The sequence below is a fragment of the Natronosalvus rutilus genome, from assembly GCF_024204665.1.
Classification (GTDB): Archaea; Halobacteriota; Halobacteria; order Halobacteriales; family Natrialbaceae; genus Natronosalvus; species Natronosalvus rutilus.
Genome location: NZ_CP100355.1, coordinates 304,735 through 324,004, shown reverse-complemented (window position 1 = coordinate 324,004; position 19,270 = coordinate 304,735). Strand labels below are relative to the sequence as shown.

At 65.9% G+C, this 19,270-nt stretch carries 20 protein-coding genes and 1 tRNA gene; 13 read left to right on the top strand and 8 right to left on the bottom strand.

Annotated features, from left to right (window positions below):
• Positions 1 to 11 precede the first annotated feature (11 nt).
• Positions 12 to 422, bottom strand: coding sequence for a hypothetical protein (locus NGM29_RS01665; RefSeq protein WP_254158531.1), 411 nt, complete (start codon positions 420 to 422; stop codon positions 12 to 14).
• 136 nt (positions 423 to 558) lie between these two features.
• On the opposite strand from NGM29_RS01665, the gene NGM29_RS01660 reads away from it, so the two are divergent.
• The 10 genes from NGM29_RS01660 to NGM29_RS01615 all read left to right on the top strand — a co-directional run bounded on the left by NGM29_RS01660 (position 559) and on the right by NGM29_RS01615 (position 9,965).
• Positions 559 to 1,881: an MFS transporter gene (locus NGM29_RS01660; protein WP_254158530.1), complete on the top strand. Its 1,323-nt coding sequence runs from the start codon at positions 559 to 561 to the stop codon at positions 1,879 to 1,881.
• A 360-nt stretch (positions 1,882 to 2,241) separates the two neighbouring features.
• Positions 2,242 to 3,120, top strand: coding sequence for a homoserine kinase (locus NGM29_RS01655; RefSeq protein WP_254158529.1), 879 nt, complete (start codon positions 2,242 to 2,244; stop codon positions 3,118 to 3,120).
• 138 nt (positions 3,121 to 3,258) lie between these two features.
• Entirely contained in the window at positions 3,259 to 3,861 is a 603-nt protein-coding gene (gene trmY / locus NGM29_RS01650) for a tRNA (pseudouridine(54)-N(1))-methyltransferase TrmY (RefSeq protein ID WP_254158528.1), read from the top strand.
• A gap of 96 nt (positions 3,862 to 3,957) precedes the next feature.
• Positions 3,958 to 4,482, top strand: a complete 525-nt coding sequence (locus tag NGM29_RS01645; protein WP_254158527.1) for a P-loop nucleotide/nucleoside kinase family protein — start codon at positions 3,958 to 3,960, stop codon at positions 4,480 to 4,482.
• A gap of 51 nt (positions 4,483 to 4,533) precedes the next feature.
• Positions 4,534 to 4,606: transfer RNA gene (locus tag NGM29_RS01640), tRNA-Pro, on the top strand.
• Positions 4,607 to 5,119: 513 nt separating this feature from the next.
• A complete protein-coding gene (locus NGM29_RS01635; RefSeq protein WP_254158526.1) occupies positions 5,120 to 6,484 on the top strand; it encodes an ABC transporter substrate-binding protein in 1,365 nt (454 codons plus the stop codon).
• Positions 6,485 to 6,502: 18 nt separating this feature from the next.
• Positions 6,503 to 7,387 carry a branched-chain amino acid ABC transporter permease gene (locus tag NGM29_RS01630; RefSeq protein WP_254158525.1) on the top strand — a complete coding sequence of 295 codons (885 nt, stop codon included), beginning with the start codon at positions 6,503 to 6,505 and terminating at the stop codon, positions 7,385 to 7,387.
• Positions 7,384 to 8,433: a branched-chain amino acid ABC transporter permease gene (locus NGM29_RS01625; RefSeq protein WP_254158524.1), complete on the top strand. Its 1,050-nt coding sequence runs from the start codon at positions 7,384 to 7,386 to the stop codon at positions 8,431 to 8,433. The genes NGM29_RS01630 and NGM29_RS01625 overlap by 4 nt, the downstream gene beginning before the upstream one ends.
• A complete protein-coding gene (locus NGM29_RS01620) occupies positions 8,430 to 9,185 on the top strand; it encodes an ABC transporter ATP-binding protein (protein ID WP_254158523.1) in 756 nt (251 codons plus the stop codon). Before NGM29_RS01625 ends, NGM29_RS01620 begins: the two co-directional genes overlap by 4 nt.
• Positions 9,186 to 9,260: 75 nt before the next feature.
• A complete protein-coding gene (locus tag NGM29_RS01615; RefSeq protein ID WP_254158522.1) occupies positions 9,261 to 9,965 on the top strand; it encodes an ABC transporter ATP-binding protein in 705 nt (234 codons plus the stop codon).
• Between the two features lie 186 nt (positions 9,966 to 10,151).
• Here the strand turns inward: NGM29_RS01615 and NGM29_RS01610 are convergent, their stop codons facing one another.
• Complete coding sequence (locus NGM29_RS01610; RefSeq protein ID WP_254158521.1) at positions 10,152 to 11,123, bottom strand: ornithine cyclodeaminase family protein; 972 nt, start codon at positions 11,121 to 11,123, stop codon at positions 10,152 to 10,154.
• Between the two features lie 107 nt (positions 11,124 to 11,230).
• On the opposite strand from NGM29_RS01610, the gene NGM29_RS01605 reads away from it, so the two are divergent.
• On the top strand, positions 11,231 to 12,394 hold the full coding sequence (locus NGM29_RS01605; RefSeq protein ID WP_254158520.1) for an NAD(P)/FAD-dependent oxidoreductase: 1,164 nt from the start codon (positions 11,231 to 11,233) through the stop codon (positions 12,392 to 12,394).
• A gap of 114 nt (positions 12,395 to 12,508) precedes the next feature.
• Here NGM29_RS01605 and NGM29_RS01600 read toward each other — a convergent pair whose 3' ends face one another.
• From NGM29_RS01600 to NGM29_RS01580, 5 genes are all read right to left on the bottom strand, one after another.
• Entirely contained in the window at positions 12,509 to 12,778 is a 270-nt protein-coding gene (locus NGM29_RS01600; protein ID WP_254158519.1) for a hypothetical protein, read from the bottom strand.
• A gap of 148 nt (positions 12,779 to 12,926) precedes the next feature.
• Positions 12,927 to 14,192: a DUF2238 domain-containing protein gene (locus tag NGM29_RS01595; RefSeq protein WP_254158518.1), complete on the bottom strand. Its 1,266-nt coding sequence runs from the start codon at positions 14,190 to 14,192 to the stop codon at positions 12,927 to 12,929.
• Between the two features lie 125 nt (positions 14,193 to 14,317).
• A complete protein-coding gene (locus NGM29_RS01590; protein WP_254158517.1) occupies positions 14,318 to 15,106 on the bottom strand; it encodes a formate/nitrite transporter family protein in 789 nt (262 codons plus the stop codon).
• Between the two features lie 201 nt (positions 15,107 to 15,307).
• Positions 15,308 to 15,709, bottom strand: a complete 402-nt coding sequence (locus NGM29_RS01585) for a HalOD1 output domain-containing protein (RefSeq protein WP_254158516.1) — start codon at positions 15,707 to 15,709, stop codon at positions 15,308 to 15,310.
• 201 nt (positions 15,710 to 15,910) lie between these two features.
• Positions 15,911 to 16,603, bottom strand: coding sequence for a helix-turn-helix domain-containing protein (locus NGM29_RS01580; protein WP_254158515.1), 693 nt, complete (start codon positions 16,601 to 16,603; stop codon positions 15,911 to 15,913).
• 373 nt (positions 16,604 to 16,976) lie between these two features.
• Between NGM29_RS01580 and NGM29_RS01575 the strand changes: the two genes are divergently transcribed.
• A complete protein-coding gene (locus tag NGM29_RS01575; protein ID WP_254158514.1) occupies positions 16,977 to 18,059 on the top strand; it encodes a DUF4397 domain-containing protein in 1,083 nt (360 codons plus the stop codon).
• A 108-nt stretch (positions 18,060 to 18,167) separates the two neighbouring features.
• Here the strand turns inward: NGM29_RS01575 and NGM29_RS01570 are convergent, their stop codons facing one another.
• A complete protein-coding gene (locus tag NGM29_RS01570) occupies positions 18,168 to 18,443 on the bottom strand; it encodes a PadR family transcriptional regulator (protein ID WP_253430794.1) in 276 nt (91 codons plus the stop codon).
• Between the two features lie 192 nt (positions 18,444 to 18,635).
• Here NGM29_RS01570 and NGM29_RS01565 point away from each other — a divergent pair, with 192 nt between their 5' ends.
• A complete protein-coding gene (locus tag NGM29_RS01565; RefSeq protein WP_254158513.1) occupies positions 18,636 to 19,202 on the top strand; it encodes an NUDIX hydrolase in 567 nt (188 codons plus the stop codon).
• Positions 19,203 to 19,270 lie beyond the last annotated feature (68 nt).

Below are 19,270 nucleotides of genomic sequence, written 5' to 3'. Positions count from 1 at the left end.
GCCTTCCGTACTCAGGGGCTTCCCGGCCCGCCGTCGACGTCGGGGAGTCGAGACGGATCCTCCCTTGCAGCACGAAACGCGACCAGGAACTCGTAGCCGAACCAGCCGACGACGGTGAGGGCAGTGAGGCCGACGATCGCCAGCTGCTCGAGTCCCTGGGCGGCTCCCACGAACAGGAACCCGAAGACGACGGTCAGGAAGACCACGATCCGTAGCCGGGTGAGGGGCGATCGGTCGTCGTCGGTGCGCGCGAGGTACAGTTGCGGCGCGGCGACGCCGAGGCCGACAATCACCAGGAAGCCAAAGAGCGGACTCGACCAGCGAGGCAATCCGAGCGCGTCCGTCACGAGGTCCAGTCCGAGGATGACGACGGCGACGAGCGCCATCGACCCCAGCAGGACGCGACTCTCTCGAGAGATCATACGCGGGGATTCGTCCGCCAGCGAGTAGCCGTTTTGGTTCGTGGTCGAACGGGTGGGGCGTCCGCGGACGCTTTGGATTCCTGAAAGCGAACCCGGTTCCGGAACGATTACTCGGCTGGTCCCCGGAGGTGGAGGCATGCTGTCGATCGTCGGTCGCTTCCTCTCACTCTTTCGCGTCGACCGGCGCGTGCTGGCGCTCGCGTTCGCCCGGATGGCCGACGGCGTCGGCAACTCGTTTCTGATCATCGTCATCCCGCTGTACGTCGGCAGCGACCTGATCGCCGGAAACGCGTTCGGTCTCGAGGAGGCCGTCGTCATCGGCACGATCCTCTCGCTGTACGGCTTTCTCAACAGCAGCGCCCAGCCGTTCACCGGGCGGTACTCCGACCGAACGGGCAAGCGAAAGGCGTTCATCCTGGTCGGCCTCGCCGGGTTGGCCGTGACCAACCTGGCGTACGTCTTCGCCGACACCTACGCGCACCTGTTCCTGATTCGCGGCCTGCAGGGCGTGAGCGTCGCCTTCATCGTCCCGACGTCGATCGCGCTCGTGAACGAACTCGCGACCACGCGGGATCGAGGCGGCAACATGGGCGTCTACAACACCTTTCGGCTGATCGGTTTCGGTGCCGGTCCGGTCGCCGCCGGGGTGGTCGTCAGCGCGGGGCCATATGCGCTGTCGGTCCCCGGGACGAACGGCCTCGGAGTCGCCGTCAACGGGTTCGACGCGGCCTTTTACGTCGCGACGGTCACCGCGGCGGTGAGCTACCTGCTGGTCACTGTCCTGGTCTCCGATCCCGAGTCGACGGTGGCGGACGCGGGGTCGGACCTCTCCATCGCTATTCTCGACCGATCGGGTCGTCACCTCCTCGACCCGATCTTCACCCTCGGCGTCGCGACGCTCTTTCTCGCGGGCTCGATCGCCCTGTTCGCGACGCTCCAGCCCCAGATCAACGCTCGCCTCGAGCAGGGATCGACCTGGTTCGGGCTCCAGTTCGCCGGCTTCGTGATCGCGCAGATCCTCCTCCAGACGCCGATCGGCCGGGCCAGCGACCGGGTCGGGCGACGGCCGTTCATCGTCGCCGGGATGGTCCTGTTGATCCCGACGACGATCGTGCAGGGGTACGCGTTCACCCCCGAGACGATGTTCCTCGCCCGCCTGGCCCAGGGCGTCGCCGGTGCGATGGTGTTCGCCCCTTCGCTCGCGCTAGCAGGTGACCTCGCGGGCGCGGGCGAGTCCGGGACGAAACTGTCGGTGCTGACGATGGCCTTCGGGTTCGGCATCGCCCTCGGCCCCTTCGCCTCCGGGACGCTCGTCGGCTACGGCTTTCGGGTGCCGTTTCTCTTCGGCGGCGCGATCGCCGCGGTCGGCGCAGTACTCGTCATAACGCAGGTCGAGGAGACGCTCGAGATCGACCGTGTCGACGAGCAGGGCGAACGCGACGAACCGGCCGACAGGTAGCACTGACCCGCTTCAGTACTTGAGGCGTACACATATCCAGCCGTGGGATTGTACCACCCGGATCGCAAATGATGGGTGATGGATCCTCTCCCAACCGTACTCGAGGTTGCGATCTACGCCATCTTGATCGCGACCGGGCTCGCGGGGCTCTCTCTCCACGTCCACTTTAGACGACTCGGCGAGCATCGGTAATCGGCTTCGAGCCGGAGATAGACCCCGCCTGCAGGCGGTCGGTAGCTCCCGATAGGTGCCGGCTGACTCTGGACCGATAGCTCCCGATAGGTGCCGACAGCCGCGGCTCGAGCGGCGATCATCGCACGCTTCGCTACCTTTTTCCCGCCGCTGTGGGTACGACACGCCATGCGAACCGTGCGAGCGCCCGCGACGAGCGCGAATCTCGGCAGTGGCTACGACGTATTCGGCCTCGCACTCGAGACGCCCGCGGACGTGGTTCGAGTCGAGCGCGCCGAGGAGACCTCGATTTCGGTGACGGGCGTCGGCAGCACATACATCCCGGAAGATCCGAAGTCGAACACCGTCGGGGCGGTCGCGGAGGCGCTCGGGGTGACCGCACACATCCACATCGACAAGGGCGTCCGCCCATCGTCGGGGCTCGGCTCCTCGGCCGCGAGCGCCGCCGGTGCCGCCCTCGCGTTGAACGCCCTTTACGACCTCGGACACAGTCGAACGGAGCTCGTCTCGGCGGCCGCCGAGGGCGAGGCGCTCGTCTCCGGGGAGGCTCACGCCGACAACGTCGCGCCGTCGCTGCTGGGCGGGTTCACCGTCGTCACCGACGACGGCATTACGCAGGTCGACGCGTCGCTGTCGCTGGTCGCCTGTCTCCCCGAAATGGTGGTTTCGACGCGCGACGCCCGCGAGGTCGTCCCCTCGTCGACGTCGCGAGCGGCCGTCACCGAAACCGTGGGCAACGCAGCGACGCTCGCGGTGGGAATGACGCGAAACGATCCCGACCTCGTCGGACGAGGGATGGACGACCCCGTGGTCACACCCGCTCGAGCGGCCCTGATCGACGGCTACGACGACGTCAGGGCAGCGGCTCTCGACGCCGGTGCGACGGGCGTGACGGTCAGCGGCGCCGGCCCGTCCTTGCTGGCGGTCTGTCGGGCCAGCGACCAGCGGGCAGTGGCCGACGCGATGCTCGAGACGTTCGACGCCGCGGGCGTCGAGAGTCGGGCCTACCAGACCCGAATCGGTCAAGGCGCGACGCTGTACGATTGACGCGAGGTTCGGTGAATTGCTGACTGGCGCGAAGTCTGACGACCTGCCGACTGACGCGAGGTCCGACGATCCGCCCACTGGCGTAATCTGACGATCGATACCCATACACGCCCAGCACCTCGAGTGTCGAGTATCCGCATGCGCCAGTTCGTCCTCATCGCCCACAACGTCCCCACCGACGCCGACTTCTCGCTCGCCGACCTCGCCGGCGGCGCCGGCCGACTCGACGCCCTCTGCCGGTCGATCACCGCCGCGTTCGTCACCTCCCACGGCATCCGAACCGACGTCCAGGTCCACCTCGTCGTCCAGGACACCTACACGATCACCTTCGACGGGCGCGACCTCCGGAACCTCAACCCCGACGAGCGAAGCACCGCCGCGCTGGTCCGAACGGCCCTCGAGCACCGCGAGGAGGCCATCGGCGCACTGCCCGCCGAACCGAGCCCCGGCGTCGAACTGTATCGACGTGGGTTCGCCGGGACGCTCGAGACAGTTGGTGGGGACGGGCCGGTGATTCAACTCCACGAGGACGGTGATCCCATCGTCGACGCCGATCCACAATCGCTCGCCGACCCCACATTCGTCCTCTCGGATCACCACGACTTCACCGAGGAGGAGGTCGACCTGCTCGCCGAGGCGGCCGACCGACGGCTTCGACTCGGACCGACGCTGCTTCACGCCGACCAGGCGATCACCGTCGCGCACCACTACCTCGACACCGAGGGCTACGAGCGAGTTTGATCCGGCACGCGGCCGTCGCGAACGCCCCATTCGCACGAACCGCACCGAAGCGCAAAGGCCAAACCCCCACCGTCCCATTCACTCATCGAACCCGAAATGTCCGAACGGAAGCGTCTCGTCGTCGTCTGCGGGCTCCCCGGAACCGGAAAAACGACCGTCGCGTCGGACCTCACGAAGCGACTCGAGGCCGACCTCGTCCGCACCGACGTCGTGCGCAAGGATCGGTTCCCCGACCCGGAGTACACCGAGACGGAGACGCAGGCGACCTACGAGGCGACGCTCGCTCGCGCGTCCAGGGCGCTCGAGCGCGACGACGTCGCGGTCGTCGACGGGACCTTTCGCCGTGAACCCCTTCGCGAGCGAGCGCGGGCGGTCGCCGAGGACGCAGACGCCCGATTCGAACTCGTTCGCGTCGAGTGTGACACGTCCGTTGTCCGTACGCGTATCGCGGAACGCGAGGGTGACGAGAGCGATGCCGACTTCGCCGTCTACGAACTCCTCGAGTCGGAGTTCGAGCCGCCAGCGGAGCCTCACTACCGGGTGGACAACTCGGGCTCGCTGGGGGAGACCCGTCGCCAACTGGCCGCGATCTGTGAGACGCTCGAGGCGCGCGTTTCCTGAACCGGACCCATTCGCAAACGTTAAACTGTCGGCGGGCCTCAACTCGAGTGCGGGCCGGTGGGGTAGCTTGGTATCCTTCGGCCTTCGGGTGGCCGTAACCTCAGTTCGAATCTGAGCCGGCCCATACTACTCCCGCACCTCACACCGCCGAGCGACGCGCACGCGCCGCGAGGTAATCGAAGTGTGGGAGTCGATGATGAGGCGAAGGTTCGAATCAGGGAGCGGCTTCGCCGCGACCGTGGTTCGAATCTGAGCCGGCCTCCCGTTCCACGTTCGGCCGTAGATCTTATCACTGTCGATCGGTATCGCTGAACGCAGCTGAACGGTGGTGAGATTCGACTCGAGTACGTGAGCTTCGACCTGGACGGCGAACGAAGCGGACGGCCCGGGTACATCGAGCAGGCTGCTCGAGCGATGAACCGACCGCGTTCGCCAATCACTCGAGAGTCGACCGCTCGCCGCTAACCGTCGTCGTTCCGTCCTCCCGGTTCGGTTCTCGCCGCCGGTGGCCGGCCTGGACGAGGTTGGGTCGCGTCGACGCAGGTGACTGCTGTCGGTCTCCTGTCGGGCGAATTACCCTGAGCAATACTTTTATGCTTGCCTGGTATCGATACGCACCAGAGAGGGTTGTGAAAGAATGTCACGCAAGGAATCAGTCGGGACCGATCGCCGAACCTTTCTGGCGATCACTGGATCGGGCGCACTGACGACGGTCGGCCTGGCGGGTTGTATCGGGACCGAGGGCGACGGGAACGGTGGCAACGGAGGCAACGGCGGAAACGGAGGGAACGGCAGCAACGACAGCAATGGCGGCAACGGCGAGTCGCCCGACACCGTCATGGTGGGACAGCCGGCGTCGTTGACCGGCGCGTGGGACTTCCTGCAGCCAGCGGCCTCCGACGCGACGGACCTGGCGGTACAGCAGATCAACGACGCTGGTGGGCCGCTTGACGCGGAGTTCGAGGTCAACCGCCAGGACACCACGGTCGACCCGCAACAGGCTCGTCAAGTGCTCCGGCAGTTCATCGACAGCGACGGCGTGGCCGCTATCAACGGCCTGTACTCGAGCGAGATCGAACCGCTCTGGGAGTTCATCCAGGAACAGCAGGTTCCGATAATCACGCCGTGGCCAGGGTCGACGTACCTCGACACCAGAGGCGGGGACAAGGGAACCGACGAGACGGACGACGACGAGTGGCTCTGGCGAACCGTCATCGGTGACACCGTCCACACCTCAGGCGCCGCCCAGGCGATGATCGAGGAGGCCGGTGTCGAACGAATGGGTATCCTCAGCGCCACGAGCGCCGGCGAGGAGGGCTGGACACGGCAGTTCACCAGCTGGTACGAGGAACTCGGCGGCGAAATCGTCGAGGTCATCTCGGCGGACGCAGGGCAGTCGTCGTATCAGAGCCAACTGAACGAACTGTTCAGCAACGACTTCGACGCGTGGGCGCTGTCGTTCGCCCTGGAGGACGCAATCACGATCCTCCGCAACTGGGAGGACGGCGGCTACGGCGGCCAGTTGCTGATGGAAGACGGCCTCCGGGACGATTCCCTCATCGACGAAGTCGGCGAACAGGCGGAAGGCGCCTGGATCGCCGCCGGGAGTACGGAAGGCCCGAACTACGATCAGTTCCTCTCGAGTTACGAGGAGGTGAGCGACGAGGGGCTTCATCCCTGGGGAGTCGCGGCCTACGACGCGACGAACATTCTCGCGCTGGCAATTCACCACGCCGGCGAGACGTCTCACGAGGCTATTCAGCAGAGCATCGGCGCGGTATCTCGCCCCGACGGAACGACCGTAACGACGTTCGCCGAGGGCAAGGAAGCGCTCGACAACGGCGACGAAATCAACTACGAGGGCGCCGTCACGGACTGCGATTTCACCGAACACGGGAACGTCTGGGGTGACGTGGTCGTCGAACGGGTGACGCCCGACGGCTTCGAGACGGAGTTCACTATCAGCGGCGACGACCTGCAGGACGAGATCGACGAGTACTGACGAGTCGTAGAACTATCTATGGAAATTCCACTCGCACAGGAGATCATCTTCGGTCTGGTTATCGGTTCGTACATCGCACTCGGCGCGATCGGATTTACGCTGGTGTACGGCCTCGTCAACATGATTAACTTCGCTCACGGCGAGTTCATCACGGTCGGTGCGTTCGTCGGCTATCTCGCGGTCGTATTCGGCGGTCTCTCGATCCCGGTGGCCGTCGTCGTCGCCCTGGTGATCACGGCAATCGTCGGCTGGGTCATCGCCCGCGTCACGTTTGAACCCATGAACGAGGCGGGGGCGGTTCCGCTGCTGTTGATGTCCATCGGTCTGGGTCTGGTCTTGCGGAATGGGTTCCGGGTGATTGCGGGGGCGGATCGTCGGAGCCTGCCGCGAGACGTCACGACGTACCGCTTCGACGACTGGGGTTTCTTCGTCACGAGTCAGCAGCTGTTCATCATCGGCGTGACGCTCGTCGCCGTCGTCGTCCTCCACGTCTTTCTCAGCCGGACGATGCTCGGGATCGCGATGCGCGCGACCTCGGACAACGAGGACCTCGCGCTCGTCTCCGGGATCGACACCCGTCGAATCAGAAACGCAGTTTGGCTCGCCGCGTCCGGCCTCGCAGGCGTCGCGGGCGTCATGCTCGCCGTCTCGCAGTCGGCCAATCCCACCGTGGGCTTCGGCCAGCTCCTGTTGATCATCACCGCCGCCATCCTCGGCGGCGCGGGCAGTCCCTACGGGGCCATCGTCGGATCGTACCTGCTGGGCATCGGCATCACCGTCTCCGTCGCGTTTCTCCCGTCCGGGCTGTCGGAACTCAACGCGACCATGGCGTTCGTCGTCCTCATCGTCGTCCTGCTCGTCCGTCCCGGCGGCCTCGTCAACGCGGAGGTGCGGACGTCGTGAGCGCCCCGACGTCCCGGCTCGAGAACCTGCCGTTCGACGCGGTCCACGCCGGACTCGCGTTGCTGGTGCTTTCGGTAGTGTTCTTGGTGAGTCCGCTCTTCGTCCAGCCGCCGGGCGGCTCGTTCGTCTTCTTCGAGGTCGGCGTTCTCTTCTTCCTGTACGCGATGATCCTGGTCGGGTTGAACCTCCAGTTTGGCCACGCCGGACTGGTCAACTTCGGCCCGGTCGCCTTCTTCGCGGTCGGTGGCTACGCCGCAGCGATCCTGACCGCAAACGATCCGTACCAGGCCGTCGGGCTCGGATTCCCGTGGCCGGTCGGGGTGGTCGCCGCCGTCCTCGCCGCGGCCGCGCTCGGCGTCTTGATCGGCGTCTCAACGCTCAGGCTTCGCGACGACTTCCTCGCCATCGTCACGCTGGCCGTCGCCGAAATCGTCCACGGGTTGATCATCGCGTTCCGCGACGTGACCGGCGGAACGGTCGGCCTCACCAGCGTTCCGCGACCGATCGCCGGGACCACCGACGTCGGCGGTGGTGCAGCGCTCGTGTCGACGATTCTCGTCTTCGCGGCGCTCGCGTTGTTCTTCTACGGCGTCTTCCGTCGGCTGTCGTCCTCGCCGTACGGGCGGGTCCTCCGCGCGATTCGCGCCGACGATCAGGTGACGGAGACGCTCGGCAAGCGCGTGTTCCGGTACAAGATCGCCGTGTTCGTCTACGGCGCCGCCATCGCGGGACTGGCGGGTGCGCTGCTGGTCTTCTACAACGGCGCCGCCGCGGAGGGCTTTTTCACCATCGACGTGACCGTCATCGTCTGGGTCGGGATGCTCATCGGCGGGGCGGGCAACGACCGCGGCGTCATCGGCGGACTCGCGATCATCATGGGCTTTCAGCTGGTCACCCGTTTCTTCAACGACGCGATTCCGTTCATTACCCAGGACCAGTTCGCCTCGATCCGGCTGATGTTCGTCGGGCTCCTGTTGATGCTCATCATCAGATACCGCCCGGAGGGGCTCTGGGGAGACGCCGACAGGCTGGGGGTGGAGTCGTGACGTTGCTCAGCGTCGAGGACCTTCGCCGGTCGTTCGGCAACCTCGTCGCCGTCGACGGCGTCACCTTCGAGGTCGAGGCGGGCGAAATCGTCGGCATGATCGGCCCGAACGGCGCCGGGAAGACGACCACGTTCAACTGCCTCTCGAGCGTCATCGAGAGCGACGCCGGGACCGTCACGTTCGACGGGGAGGACGTCACGACGCTTCCGCCCCACGCCCTCGCGCGACGGGGGCTCGTCCGGACTTTCCAGCGGACTCGCGAACTGGAGACGTTGACCGTCGAGGAGAACGTGCTCCTCCCGGCACCCGACCATCCCGGCGAGCGAGCCTGGCACGCCGTCGGACGAACGGGAGCGAGCGAACGGCGCGAAGCCGAGGCCCGGCAACGGGCGCTCGAACTCCTCGAGGTGTTCGACCTCGAGACGATGGTCCACGAGTACGCCGGTAACCTCTCCGGGGGCCAGCGCAAACTCCTCGAACTCGCGCGGTCGCTCATGCTCGACCCGAAGATGCTGCTGCTCGACGAGCCGTTCGCCGGCGTCAATCCGTCGCTGACGAACGAAATCGTGGCGCACATCGAGGCGCTCAACGAGGACGGTCTCACGCTGCTCATCATCGAGCACGAACTGGAGACGTTGACCGAACTGGTCGACCGCCTGGTCGTCCTGGCGGACGGACGGGTCCTCGCAACCGGGACGCCGGCGGAGATTATGGAACACGAGGAGGTCATCGAAGCATACCTGGGTGGGTGAAGACAGGACAATGAGCACATTCTACGAGCACGTCTCCGAACGGAGACCCGAACGCGAACCGCGACGGGGTGGCCGATGAGTTTACTCGAACTCACCGACCTGGACGCGGGCTACGACGAGCTACAGGTACTGTACGGGGTGGATCTCCACGTCGACGACGGCGAGTACGTAGCGATCGTCGGCCCCAACGGCGCGGGGAAATCCACCGCGATGAAGGCCGTCGTGGGACTGGCGACGCACATGAGCGGCGAGATTCGCTTCGACGGCGAGAACGTTGCCGGACTGGAGCCACAGGCGATCATCGACCGCGGCGTCGGCTACGTTCCCCAGACCGAGAACGTCTTCCCGTCGCTGACGGTCGAGGAAAATCTCCGCATCGGCGCGTACCTGCTGGGCGACCTCCCGGACGACCGACTGGCGGCGGCCCTCGAGCAGTTCCCGATCCTCGAGGAGCGTCTCGACCTGCGGGCGGGGAACCTATCGGGCGGTCAGCAACAGATGCTCGCGATGGCGCGAGCGCTGATCCCCGACCCGCCCTTGCTGTTGCTCGACGAGCCGTCCGCGGGGCTCGCTCCGGACCTGGTCGACGAGATGTTCGATCACATCGACGCGATCAACGACCGCGGCGTGACGATCCTCATCGTCGAACAGAACGCGACGACCGCACTGCGTCGCTGTGATCGCGGCTACGTCCTCGCCCAGGGTGAAAATCGGTATGTCGACGAGGGCGAGGTGCTGTTGAACGATCCCGAGGTCCGGCGGCAGTTCCTCGGTGGGTAGCAGCGAGTCGCTCGAGACGGTGTCGTTCGAATCGGTGTTTCTCGGTTCGGAGATACTCGAGTCGGTTGCTTGAGACGGTGTCGTTCGGCCTGGTGTCACTCGAGCACCGATTCCTGGAGACAGTCACTCTAATCTCTCGCTCGTCGGGCGTAACGCAATGACCGCGGTTCGACGAAACGAGACGAACTACAGCGAAACCTCGGTCCCGGCGTCGCTCTCCAGCGCCCGCTGGTAGACGGTCGTCCCCGCAACCGCGTCCAGCGTCGCTGAACCGACGCTGTCGACGACGACCACCTCGTCCGGTGATCGACGCTCGTAGCCGTCGGCGACCAGTTCGCCGAGGGCGACGAGGTCCTCGGCGCCGATGCTGGTGGCGAGGACGTCACCTGTCTCGGCGACCTCGGACGGGACGTCGGCGAACACCGTGCCAGCATCCTCGAGAACGGCTGGCTCGACTTCCTGCATTTCGGCGGTGAACGCGCCGACGGCGACGACGAGCGCCCCCGGATCGAGCGCGTCGGCCGGGAACACCGGCGCGGTGGCGGTCGTCGCGGTCACGACCACGTCGGCCCCGTCGACAGCGGCCGCCGGGGTGTCGACCGCTCGAGCTGGAATCCCTTCGCCGGTCAGGTCGGCGGCACAGGCGTCCCGGGACGAACTCGGGGAGTAGATGCGCGCGTCCTCGAGCGTGGCGATCGTCTCGATGGCCCGGGTCTGCCAGCGAGCCTGCGCGCCCGCGCCGATGACGCCGAGCGTGATCGCGTCGGGGGCGAGTTCGCGGACCGCGAGCGCGCCGATACAGCCCGTTCGGGCGTTCGTGATGGTCGTCCCGCCCATGAACGCCTCCGGAACGCCGGTCCGGGCATCCGTGAGGACGATCTGTGCATGAATCGTCGGCAGCCCACATTCTGCGTTCCCCTCGTGGACGCCGACGAGTTTCGTCGCGTACTGGTCGTCGCCGTGGACGTAGGCGGGCATCGCGATCCCGGTTCCCAGCGGCTCGTCCCCCTCAAGCCCCGAGCCGACGGGGAAGTGCGGTCGGTCGGGTCGTTCGACGTCACCCGCGGCCTGTTTGACGAGTGCGTCTCCGACCGTGTCGACGAGGCCGGCGAGGTCGAGTGTCTCCTCGACCGCCGCCTCGGAGAGTACGAGTACCATGAGCGGGCATTGCCCCCTTCGGACTTAGTTTTTCGTCACGGGCCGTCCGCGTTGACGGGTGCCTCGAGTCGGCGAACGATTATGCTCCCCGGGGCCGATGGAGTGTCATGAACGTAGTCGTCGTCGGTGGGGGCATCGTCGGACTCTCGTCGGCACACTATCTGGCCGAGCGTGGCGCGTCCGTGACGCTCTACGAGCGCGGATCGCTCGGCGCCGGGAGTACCGCCCGTGCGGCCGGCGGGATCCGGTCGCAGTTCTCGACGGCGGTCAACGTCGAACTCTCGCTCGCCAGCAAACGCGTCTGGAACGCGTTCGAGGAGACCTTCGGCGTCGACATCGGGCTTCGAAAGAACGGCTACCTGTTTCTCGCCCGCACCGAGTCCACCGCCGACGGGTTCCGCGAAAACGTTCGCATGCAACGGCGTCTCGGGGCCGAAAGCGAGTACCTGTCGCCGACGGAGGCGACCGACCACTGTCCCGGCCTGGACCCCGAGCCGTTCGTCGGCGCGACGTTCAATCCCGACGACGGCGTGGCGGATCCGAACCTCGCCGTACAGGGGTACGCGGCGGCGGCCCGGGAACTAGGCGTCGAGATACGAACGGGGACGGCCGTCACGGACGTTCGCCTGGAGGACGGCCGCGTTGTGGGCGTCGACGTGCAGGGACCCGACGGCCACGAACGTCACGAGACAGACTACGTGGTCAACGCCGCCGGGGCGTGGGCAGGCGCGCTCGCCGAACTGGCTGACGTCGAGTTACCCATTTCGCCGCGACGGCGACAGGTCGCGGTCGTCGATCCGACGCCGCCGATGCCGGAATCGATCCCGTTGACCATCGACCTCGAGACGGGGTCGTACTTTCGCCCCGAACGCGAGGGAGTCGCCCTCGTCGGGGGCCACTTTGCCGAGGACGACGACCCGGAGATGGACCCCGGTCACTTCGACCAGGGGATGGACCTCGAGTGGGCGGCCCGCGCCGTCGAGTACGCGGCCGACTACGCCGAGTACTTCGGCCCGGAAACCCGCATCAGACGGGGCTGGGCGGGACTGTACGCGGTGACGCCGGATCACCACCCGATCCTCGAGGAAACGATTTCCGGTTTCGTGACCGCTGCTGGCTTCTCGGGACACGGATTCCAGCACGCCCCGGCAACGGGGCAGATCGTCGCGGAGATCATGCTCGACGGCGAGGCGACCCTCGTCGACGTGTCGGCGCTCGACAGCGGTCGGTTCGACCGTGGTGAGACGCTCGCCGAACGAAACGTCGCCTGAGGTCGCTGGACTCGGCTTCCTTCGCTGGGCGAGAACAGTGGGATGCGCTATGCGGGCGGACCGTTCTCGAGTTCCGCAACTGGATAGCGAGGCGCCCGAACGCTCGAACGATCCTCAAGACTGGATCTTCTTGACGATGTCTTTCGCCTGCTCTCTCGCCTTCCCCTCGCCGACCGACTTTTTGATGAGGACACTTTGAACCTCCCAGTCGTCGTTGCCTTCCGTGTTTCCGGTTCTGCCCTCCGCGCCCTCCGAGAGCGACTCCGCCGGGTTCTGCGCCCAGTCGGGCGTGCGAATCTCGTCGAACTCGTCGGGGTCTCGAAAGCGGACGTGGATGTAGTCGTCCTCGGTCTCGACGGTCTCGATGTCGGGTACGTCTGCCATACGAGAGTGGACACTGCGGAGGGGAAAAAACGGCCAGCCAGCAGGTTCACGCTCGCCGGCCCACCCCTCGAGCGAGTGGCCGGACTCGAGGTGGGGGAGGGAGTCCATCGGTAGTCCTGGCGGGGACGCCCTCGCGTCCCGCGCCGGATCAGGTGACGTCGCGGGAGTCGTCGAACCGATTCGTGAACACCCGGGCAAGCCCGTCGAAGTACCCGGTCCCCCAGAGACCGACGAGGACGGCACCGACGGCGTTGAACAGGAGGTCGAGCGCGATGTCGCTCGTCCCGTACTGGGCCAGGACGGCTTCGCCGCCGACGAGGCTGGCGAGGCCACCCGACCCGAACTCGAGGATCTCCCAGGCAACGCCGAAGGCGAGGACGAAGATCACGAGAAACACGAACCGAAACTCGGTGGGGAAGTCCACGCCGCTTTCCGTGCGCTCGAGGGCGTCGACGACCGCGTACCCCAGACCGGCGACGAGCGTCGCCGAGAGGGTGTGTGTGAGCTGGTCGAACCACCCGAACGTCGTGTACAGCCTGATCGCGCCGACCGTGTGGAGGAACGCGGCAGCGGCGATCCAGAGCGCGAGCCCCGCTCCCATCTCGTGGCCGGACGTTCGGCGGACGAGGGTCGGGGCGAAGGTGAGCGCGAGCGGGAGCGCGGCGTTGACGAACAGCGCCGGATCGACGGTGACGACCGCGTAACCGACCAGAAGCGCGAGCGCGCCCTGGAGCAGCCTCACTCCCCGCCAGCACCGTCGTTCGGAGAGTCCGAGGACGGTATCGCTGTCGCTCGTGTCCGACTCGCTCGAGGAGCGGTGATCCCGTCCCTCGTCGTGGTCCGCTCGTTCCTGCGTCAGATCACCGTCTGCGTCGTCGCGCTGGAAGAAGTAGAGGACGAAGAGCGCGCCTGCGAGTCCCCCGAAGGCGGTCGCGTAGACGATGTCCCACATGAGGGGGACCACCCCCGTAAGGTGGGACGTACCGAGCAGTGCGTCGCTGGTCCATTGGAGAATAACCCAGCACCCGGCGACGGCCATCGTCGCGAGGACGACGAACGAGACGGCGAACCGCGACGTCATTTCGACCGAGGTGTACGTATCGAGTTCCACGGCGATGAGCAGCGCAATGGTGGCGACCGTGAGAAATCCCGCGATAGGAATCGACGCGACCAGACGCACCACCAGCGGTACTGCCGCGAGCGCCAGCACTTCCCACGGAAGCATCACGAACGGGTCCCATCGACGCAGGGTCGGAACGAGCGCGAGCGAAACGGCCGTCGCCCCGAGTGCCGCCCAGACGAACGCTCCCGCTCGAGCGCTCACGATTGCCGTGACGACGATCGCGGCGACGATCGACCAGGCGAGCGCAGCGTTCGCTCGCTCGCTCTCGACGATAGCCGCGAGCACGTTCATGGGCAATATACGTGCTCAACCTCCCTAAACCGACCACCTGATTGTGCCCGTGAACGTGCTGTCGAACCGCCTCTACTCGAGCATCGATACGAGAAGTGCAGCGTCCCTGGCACCTTGCGCCGGAGTCACGTGTCGGACTCGCGGGCACCGATGGCCTGGGCGACGTGACTGAGCGTGACCAGCCCAAGTCCCCCAACGAGGTTCCCGGCCGTCGAAACGATCGTTATCACGGCCAGGGTGCCAGCGCCGATGTCCGCCCCGAACCGCATTCCGAAGAGCACGTGCAGGACGGTGACGACGACGTGATCGAACGGTCCGAGGGCCAGCAGGACCCCGACGATGTAGGCGACGGCGATGCGGCCTCCGTCGCTATCGACGGACACGAGGAGGTGAGAAAGCAACGCCACGAGAACGCCGCCCGCTATGGCGTCTGCGAACATTCCCGCGCTCTCCCGGTGAGCGAGTTCTTCGGCGGTCGTACTCATCGCCGCTCCCGACCCGGGGGGAAGCGCGACGTCGACTGACATGACGAGGACGAAGAGCGTGCCACCGACGAGATTGAACACGAGGGTGAGCGACCACAGGCGAAGCAGCGGACCGATGAGCCACGAATTTGATCGTTCGACGGCCGCCGCGATCGGGTCGAAGAAGTTCTCGCTGAACAGTTCCGCGCGACCGACGACCAGCATCACGACGCCCACGCCGAACGCGAGTGCGCCTGCGACTCTCGCCACCTCGCCAAATTGTGGCTCGACCGTCGCGTGTACGATGCCGAGCGCTACGATACCGAAGACGATCGTGAATCCGGCGATGAACCCCGTCGCGGCGAGTTCGAGCAACGGCTGCTCGAGACGTCGCCTCCCTTCCTCGGCCGCCCGATGAAAGATCTCCGATGGGTCCGGAACGTCGGACATATTTCGATAACCGTTCGATTCTGTGCGGGAAAAAAGGAGGGCTTGCCCGCCCAACGGGAGAATCACGCGATACTCGTCTCGAGTCAGCCGTTCCGTTCGGTGGCGGAAGGCGATCCCGATCGTCCAGCGTCTACTACGGAGGTACCCCCTCTGGACCCGCCGATCTTTAGACCCTCTGGATCTGCGGGTCTTTAGCCCCCTCTACGGCTCGAGGACGATCCGGCGATCCGCATCGACGGTGACGAGCCAGCCGCCGTATTCGAAGGAGAGCGCCCAGGATCGGCGTTCGGGGCCGGACCGCGGTTGGGCCACGAGTCCGTTCAGTGCGTCGGGATCGATCGCGTCGAAGAGCGGCGGGAGCGAGAGCGGGTCGCAGCCATCGGCAGCGGCGACGGCGTCGATGATCGCCTGTGCCGGCGTTTCCTCCGTCGGATCGAATGTATAGGCGAGCGGCGCATCCTCTATGGTCGATCTCCGACGATCCGGACCGACGGCGGACTCCGACGTCTCGACGGCTCCTGTCGTCGCCGACTCCGCTTCCAGACCCCCTCGATCGCTCGCGTCGGACTTCACGTTCGCGTCCTCGGTTCCTGTCCGTATCATCAGCACTACACAGACGACGCCATCGGAAGAAGAGCCGTTTTGACGACGAAACGAGCTTATATCAGGGGTGATATCGTTGCGGCGGCGACGACAGTCATGGCTTCGATAACAGTTCCGGCTGCGACGACAGTCACAGCGACGGCAAGTACGACGATGGTCGCCCGGGCGGTCCCTCAAGACGAGTCGCTGCCACCGGTCTCGTCACGCCGGTTGGTTCGGTTCGGGCTTCGAGGCGTCGTCTTCCGGATGCGTGGGATGGGTCCCGTTGAGCGCGGTCAGGACGAGTTCCCGGTAGGCGCGACGGAAGCGCTCGGAGAGTGCCTGGTGGGAGATGCCGAGTTCGTCGGCGAGTTCCTCCATCGACGTCTCGCGCGGGATGGTGAAGTAGCCCTGCTCGAACGCCGTGAGCAGCGTTTCGTACTGTTTCTCGGTGAGGCGGTCCGTCGTCGACGGGGCCTCCCGGAGCTCGGTCAGTCGCTTGAGCGTCGAACTCGCTTCGCTGTCCTCGAGTCGATCGTAGAGTCGACTCGCGTCGTCGTGGTCGATGAACCGGACGCGGAGGTGCCAGCGTCCCTCGCTCGCGGACGCCGACAGGACCGTGCCGCGCTCCTCGAGGATGAGTTCGAACACGTCGATCGCGTCGTCGCCCATGGTCACGTCGTAGAGGAGTTGTCCGTCGGCCTTGTCGGCCGCGATCAACGCTATGTCGTCGACCGTCGGGTCGTCCTCGAGGGCTGCCTCGAGTTCCGAGCGGTCGGCGCCCTCGAACCAGAGGCCGCGATCCGCGGCCGCGATGACCTGCTCGACCGAACAGGTCAACTCCGGCAGGGTGTCGAAGGTCTCGCCGAGGGCGACCGTCGACGCGTCGATCTCGAAGTCAGCGATTGTCGTCATGGGTACCTATCGGGTACTGCTACGAAAGGGATAACGACCATTCCAAAACATTTAGCTTCGAATTTCCTGACTGTAAGAAATACAACCATTAGTAAAATGATTGATGTTGCGGTCAGTGGAAAACGCGACGGCACATTCTGAATGGTGTATCAATTCGACCGACAGTATTCGACGCTGATCGAAGGTGAGGGGCACGGTCGACGGCGGTCGAGTCCGGCGCCCAACGCTCTATCCTTCCATCGTCCCCGTCGCTGTACGGAGCGCTTTCCGTGCGGTATCGTCACCCTACACGCGCCGCGCGCGAGTAAACCGGATCACGGGCGCCACAACCGACTGGACGCTTTATCCGGTCGGCACGCACGATTGCGACCGCATGACCAGTACACGACGCACGACACTCGAGTCGCTCGATCGCGCGGGCCACTCGAGCCAGGTCGCGGGTTCCGAGGGTGAGCATGTCTTTGCGGTGAACGAGCACGAAGACGATTCGGACTCACCGACGACGGGCGTTCGCGTCGCCCACCTCGCGCCCGGCGCACCGGCCGTCGACGTCGCCGTCGACGGAGAGTCGATCGTTTCGGGGATCGCTTCCGAGCGGACGACGCCGTACTTCGTCGTCGAACCCGGCACTCACGACGTCACGATCACGGCGACCGGCGACGAGGAGACCGTCCTCTACGACGAGTCCATCGCGCTCGAGCCGGCGTTCTACACGATCGCCGTCCTGGACGCGCCGGAGGAGACGGTCCGGGTCGAGTTGCTATCCGACGCCGGATCGGCGCTGCTTCGGCTCGTTCACGCCGCCCCCGACGCACCGGCGGTCGACGTCCGCGACGCCGAGAGCGGACAGGCGGTGTTCGGCGGCGTGGCCTTCGGCCGGGGGACGAACTACGTCGCCCTCCCGGCGGGATCGTACTCTCTCGAGGTGGTGCCCGCAGCGGCCGGTAACGGGGCGAGCGACGCGTCTGTGGCCGGGGGCGAACCGACGGGGGACGAATCGGAGCCCTCGGACGAGTCGGAGACGACAAACGATGAGGAGCCGTCAACTGACGAGGAGCCGTCAACCGACGAGGATACGTCAGCCGCCGATGGCGATGATCGCACTGACCAAGGTCAGGACGCCGTCGCCACCGTCACCGTCGGACTCGAGGCGAACACCGCCTACACGGCGTTCGCGGAGGGATTCCTCGAGCCCAGTACCGATACCGACCGACCCGATCGCGCGTTCGCGGTGCAGTTGACCGAGGACGGGCCGGCGGCGCTCGAGGAGCCGGACGCAGAACCGGAACCGGAACCGGGTGAGCGCGCGCCGGGTGACGACGACGATTCCGACGGAGGTGACGATGCCGACGAAGCCGGGATGGACGAACCCGACGGAAGTAGTACCAACGGAGACGAACCCAACGGGACCAACAGTACCGACGGAACCAACAGTACCAGCGAATCTGACACCTGAACCCACACTATCGAGAGAAGAAGCCAGCCGACGTGACGCCACTCGGTCAGGGAGGCGCACGTCGCGCATCCCTGCCCGTCGGCCGTGTCCACCGTCCGGCGCCGACGCCTAGACGTCGACGTATCGCTGTACCCACTTCTGGCGCCGCTCGAGGACGCGCCGTCCCTTGGGGGTGAGCGCGTAGTAGTTCGTCCGCCGGTCGAGCTGTCCCTTCTCGACCAGTTCGCGTTCGACGAGCGTATCGAGGTTCGGATAGAGCCGGCCGTGCGTCACCGGCTGATCGATGTACTCGTTGATGTCGTCGAGAATCTGCTGTCCCGACGGACGGTCCATTCCGGCGATGACGTACAACAAGTCGCGTTGGAAGCCTGTTAGTTGATCCATGGATCACCCTCTGAAAACGAACCTTCACCGATCTGTGGCTTTGTTATAGAGCGGGTACGTCGGTGGAACGGACAGCGTAGCAACGGCGTAGCGACGGCGTAGCGGCGAGGGCGAGACGACCCGTTCGACTGACTTCGACTCGAGCCGGGATGGAACCGGACGTTTTTGCCCAAGACGCCCATACTGGCGGGTATGCCGGCAGATCCCCTCTCCTGGGAGACCGTCGAATCCGACGTAGCCTACTCCTGTCCGGGCTTCGACGTCGTTACTCAGACCGTACGGCTCCCCGACGGCAGCGAAACCGATTTCGATTACCTCTCCGAACCCGCGAGCGTCTGCATCCTTCCCCTGACCGACGACGGCGAGGTCGTCTGCATCGAGGAGTGGCGCCAGGCCGTCTCCCGGGTCAGCCGCGGGCTGCCCGTCGGGACCACCGAACCCGACGACGACGACCTCGAGGCCGCGGCCCACCGCGAACTCGCCGAGGAAACCGGCTACCGGGCCGAGACGCTCGAGGCGCTGGTCACCGTCGAGCCTGCGAATGGCCTCGCCGACTCAGTGATGCACTTCTTCGTCGCTCGGGGCTGTGAGCTGGCGAGCGAGCAACAACTGGATCACGACGAGAGCATTCGCGCGTCGCCGACGGACTACGAGGCGTTTCTCGAGTCCATGCGAGAGGGGACGATTCGTGACGGGCGGGCCGTGCTCGCGGTAGCCTACTACGAACTGTTGTCGCAGCCGAAACGGTCGTCCGATTGACGACAGGCGGTCCCTGTAGCCGGACCAGGCAGGCGGTTCCTGCAATCGATGGTCGACCGAACGAACGC

Coding starts and splice junctions, on each gene's coding strand:
- NGM29_RS01635 (WP_254158526.1), top strand. CDS start 5,120: ATGTCACGCAAGGAATCAGTCGGGACCGATCGCCGAACCTTTCTGGCG.
- NGM29_RS01645 (WP_254158527.1), top strand. CDS start 3,958: ATGTCCGAACGGAAGCGTCTCGTCGTCGTCTGCGGGCTCCCCGGAACC.
- NGM29_RS01575 (WP_254158514.1), top strand. CDS start 16,977: ATGACCAGTACACGACGCACGACACTCGAGTCGCTCGATCGCGCGGGC.
- NGM29_RS01590 (WP_254158517.1), bottom strand. CDS start 15,106: ATGTCCGACGTTCCGGACCCATCGGAGATCTTTCATCGGGCGGCCGAG.
- NGM29_RS01585 (WP_254158516.1), bottom strand. CDS start 15,709: ATGATACGGACAGGAACCGAGGACGCGAACGTGAAGTCCGACGCGAGC.
- NGM29_RS01605 (WP_254158520.1), top strand. CDS start 11,231: ATGAACGTAGTCGTCGTCGGTGGGGGCATCGTCGGACTCTCGTCGGCA.
- trmY (WP_254158528.1), top strand. CDS start 3,259: ATGCGCCAGTTCGTCCTCATCGCCCACAACGTCCCCACCGACGCCGAC.
- NGM29_RS01615 (WP_254158522.1), top strand. CDS start 9,261: ATGAGTTTACTCGAACTCACCGACCTGGACGCGGGCTACGACGAGCTA.
- NGM29_RS01570 (WP_253430794.1), bottom strand. CDS start 18,443: ATGGATCAACTAACAGGCTTCCAACGCGACTTGTTGTACGTCATCGCC.
- NGM29_RS01580 (WP_254158515.1), bottom strand. CDS start 16,603: ATGACGACAATCGCTGACTTCGAGATCGACGCGTCGACGGTCGCCCTC.
- NGM29_RS01655 (WP_254158529.1), top strand. CDS start 2,242: ATGCGAACCGTGCGAGCGCCCGCGACGAGCGCGAATCTCGGCAGTGGC.
- NGM29_RS01610 (WP_254158521.1), bottom strand. CDS start 11,123: ATGGTACTCGTACTCTCCGAGGCGGCGGTCGAGGAGACACTCGACCTC.
- NGM29_RS01600 (WP_254158519.1), bottom strand. CDS start 12,778: ATGGCAGACGTACCCGACATCGAGACCGTCGAGACCGAGGACGACTAC.
- NGM29_RS01660 (WP_254158530.1), top strand. CDS start 559: ATGCTGTCGATCGTCGGTCGCTTCCTCTCACTCTTTCGCGTCGACCGG.
- NGM29_RS01595 (WP_254158518.1), bottom strand. CDS start 14,192: ATGAACGTGCTCGCGGCTATCGTCGAGAGCGAGCGAGCGAACGCTGCG.
- NGM29_RS01665 (WP_254158531.1), bottom strand. CDS start 422: ATGATCTCTCGAGAGAGTCGCGTCCTGCTGGGGTCGATGGCGCTCGTC.
- NGM29_RS01630 (WP_254158525.1), top strand. CDS start 6,503: ATGGAAATTCCACTCGCACAGGAGATCATCTTCGGTCTGGTTATCGGT.
- NGM29_RS01565 (WP_254158513.1), top strand. CDS start 18,636: ATGCCGGCAGATCCCCTCTCCTGGGAGACCGTCGAATCCGACGTAGCC.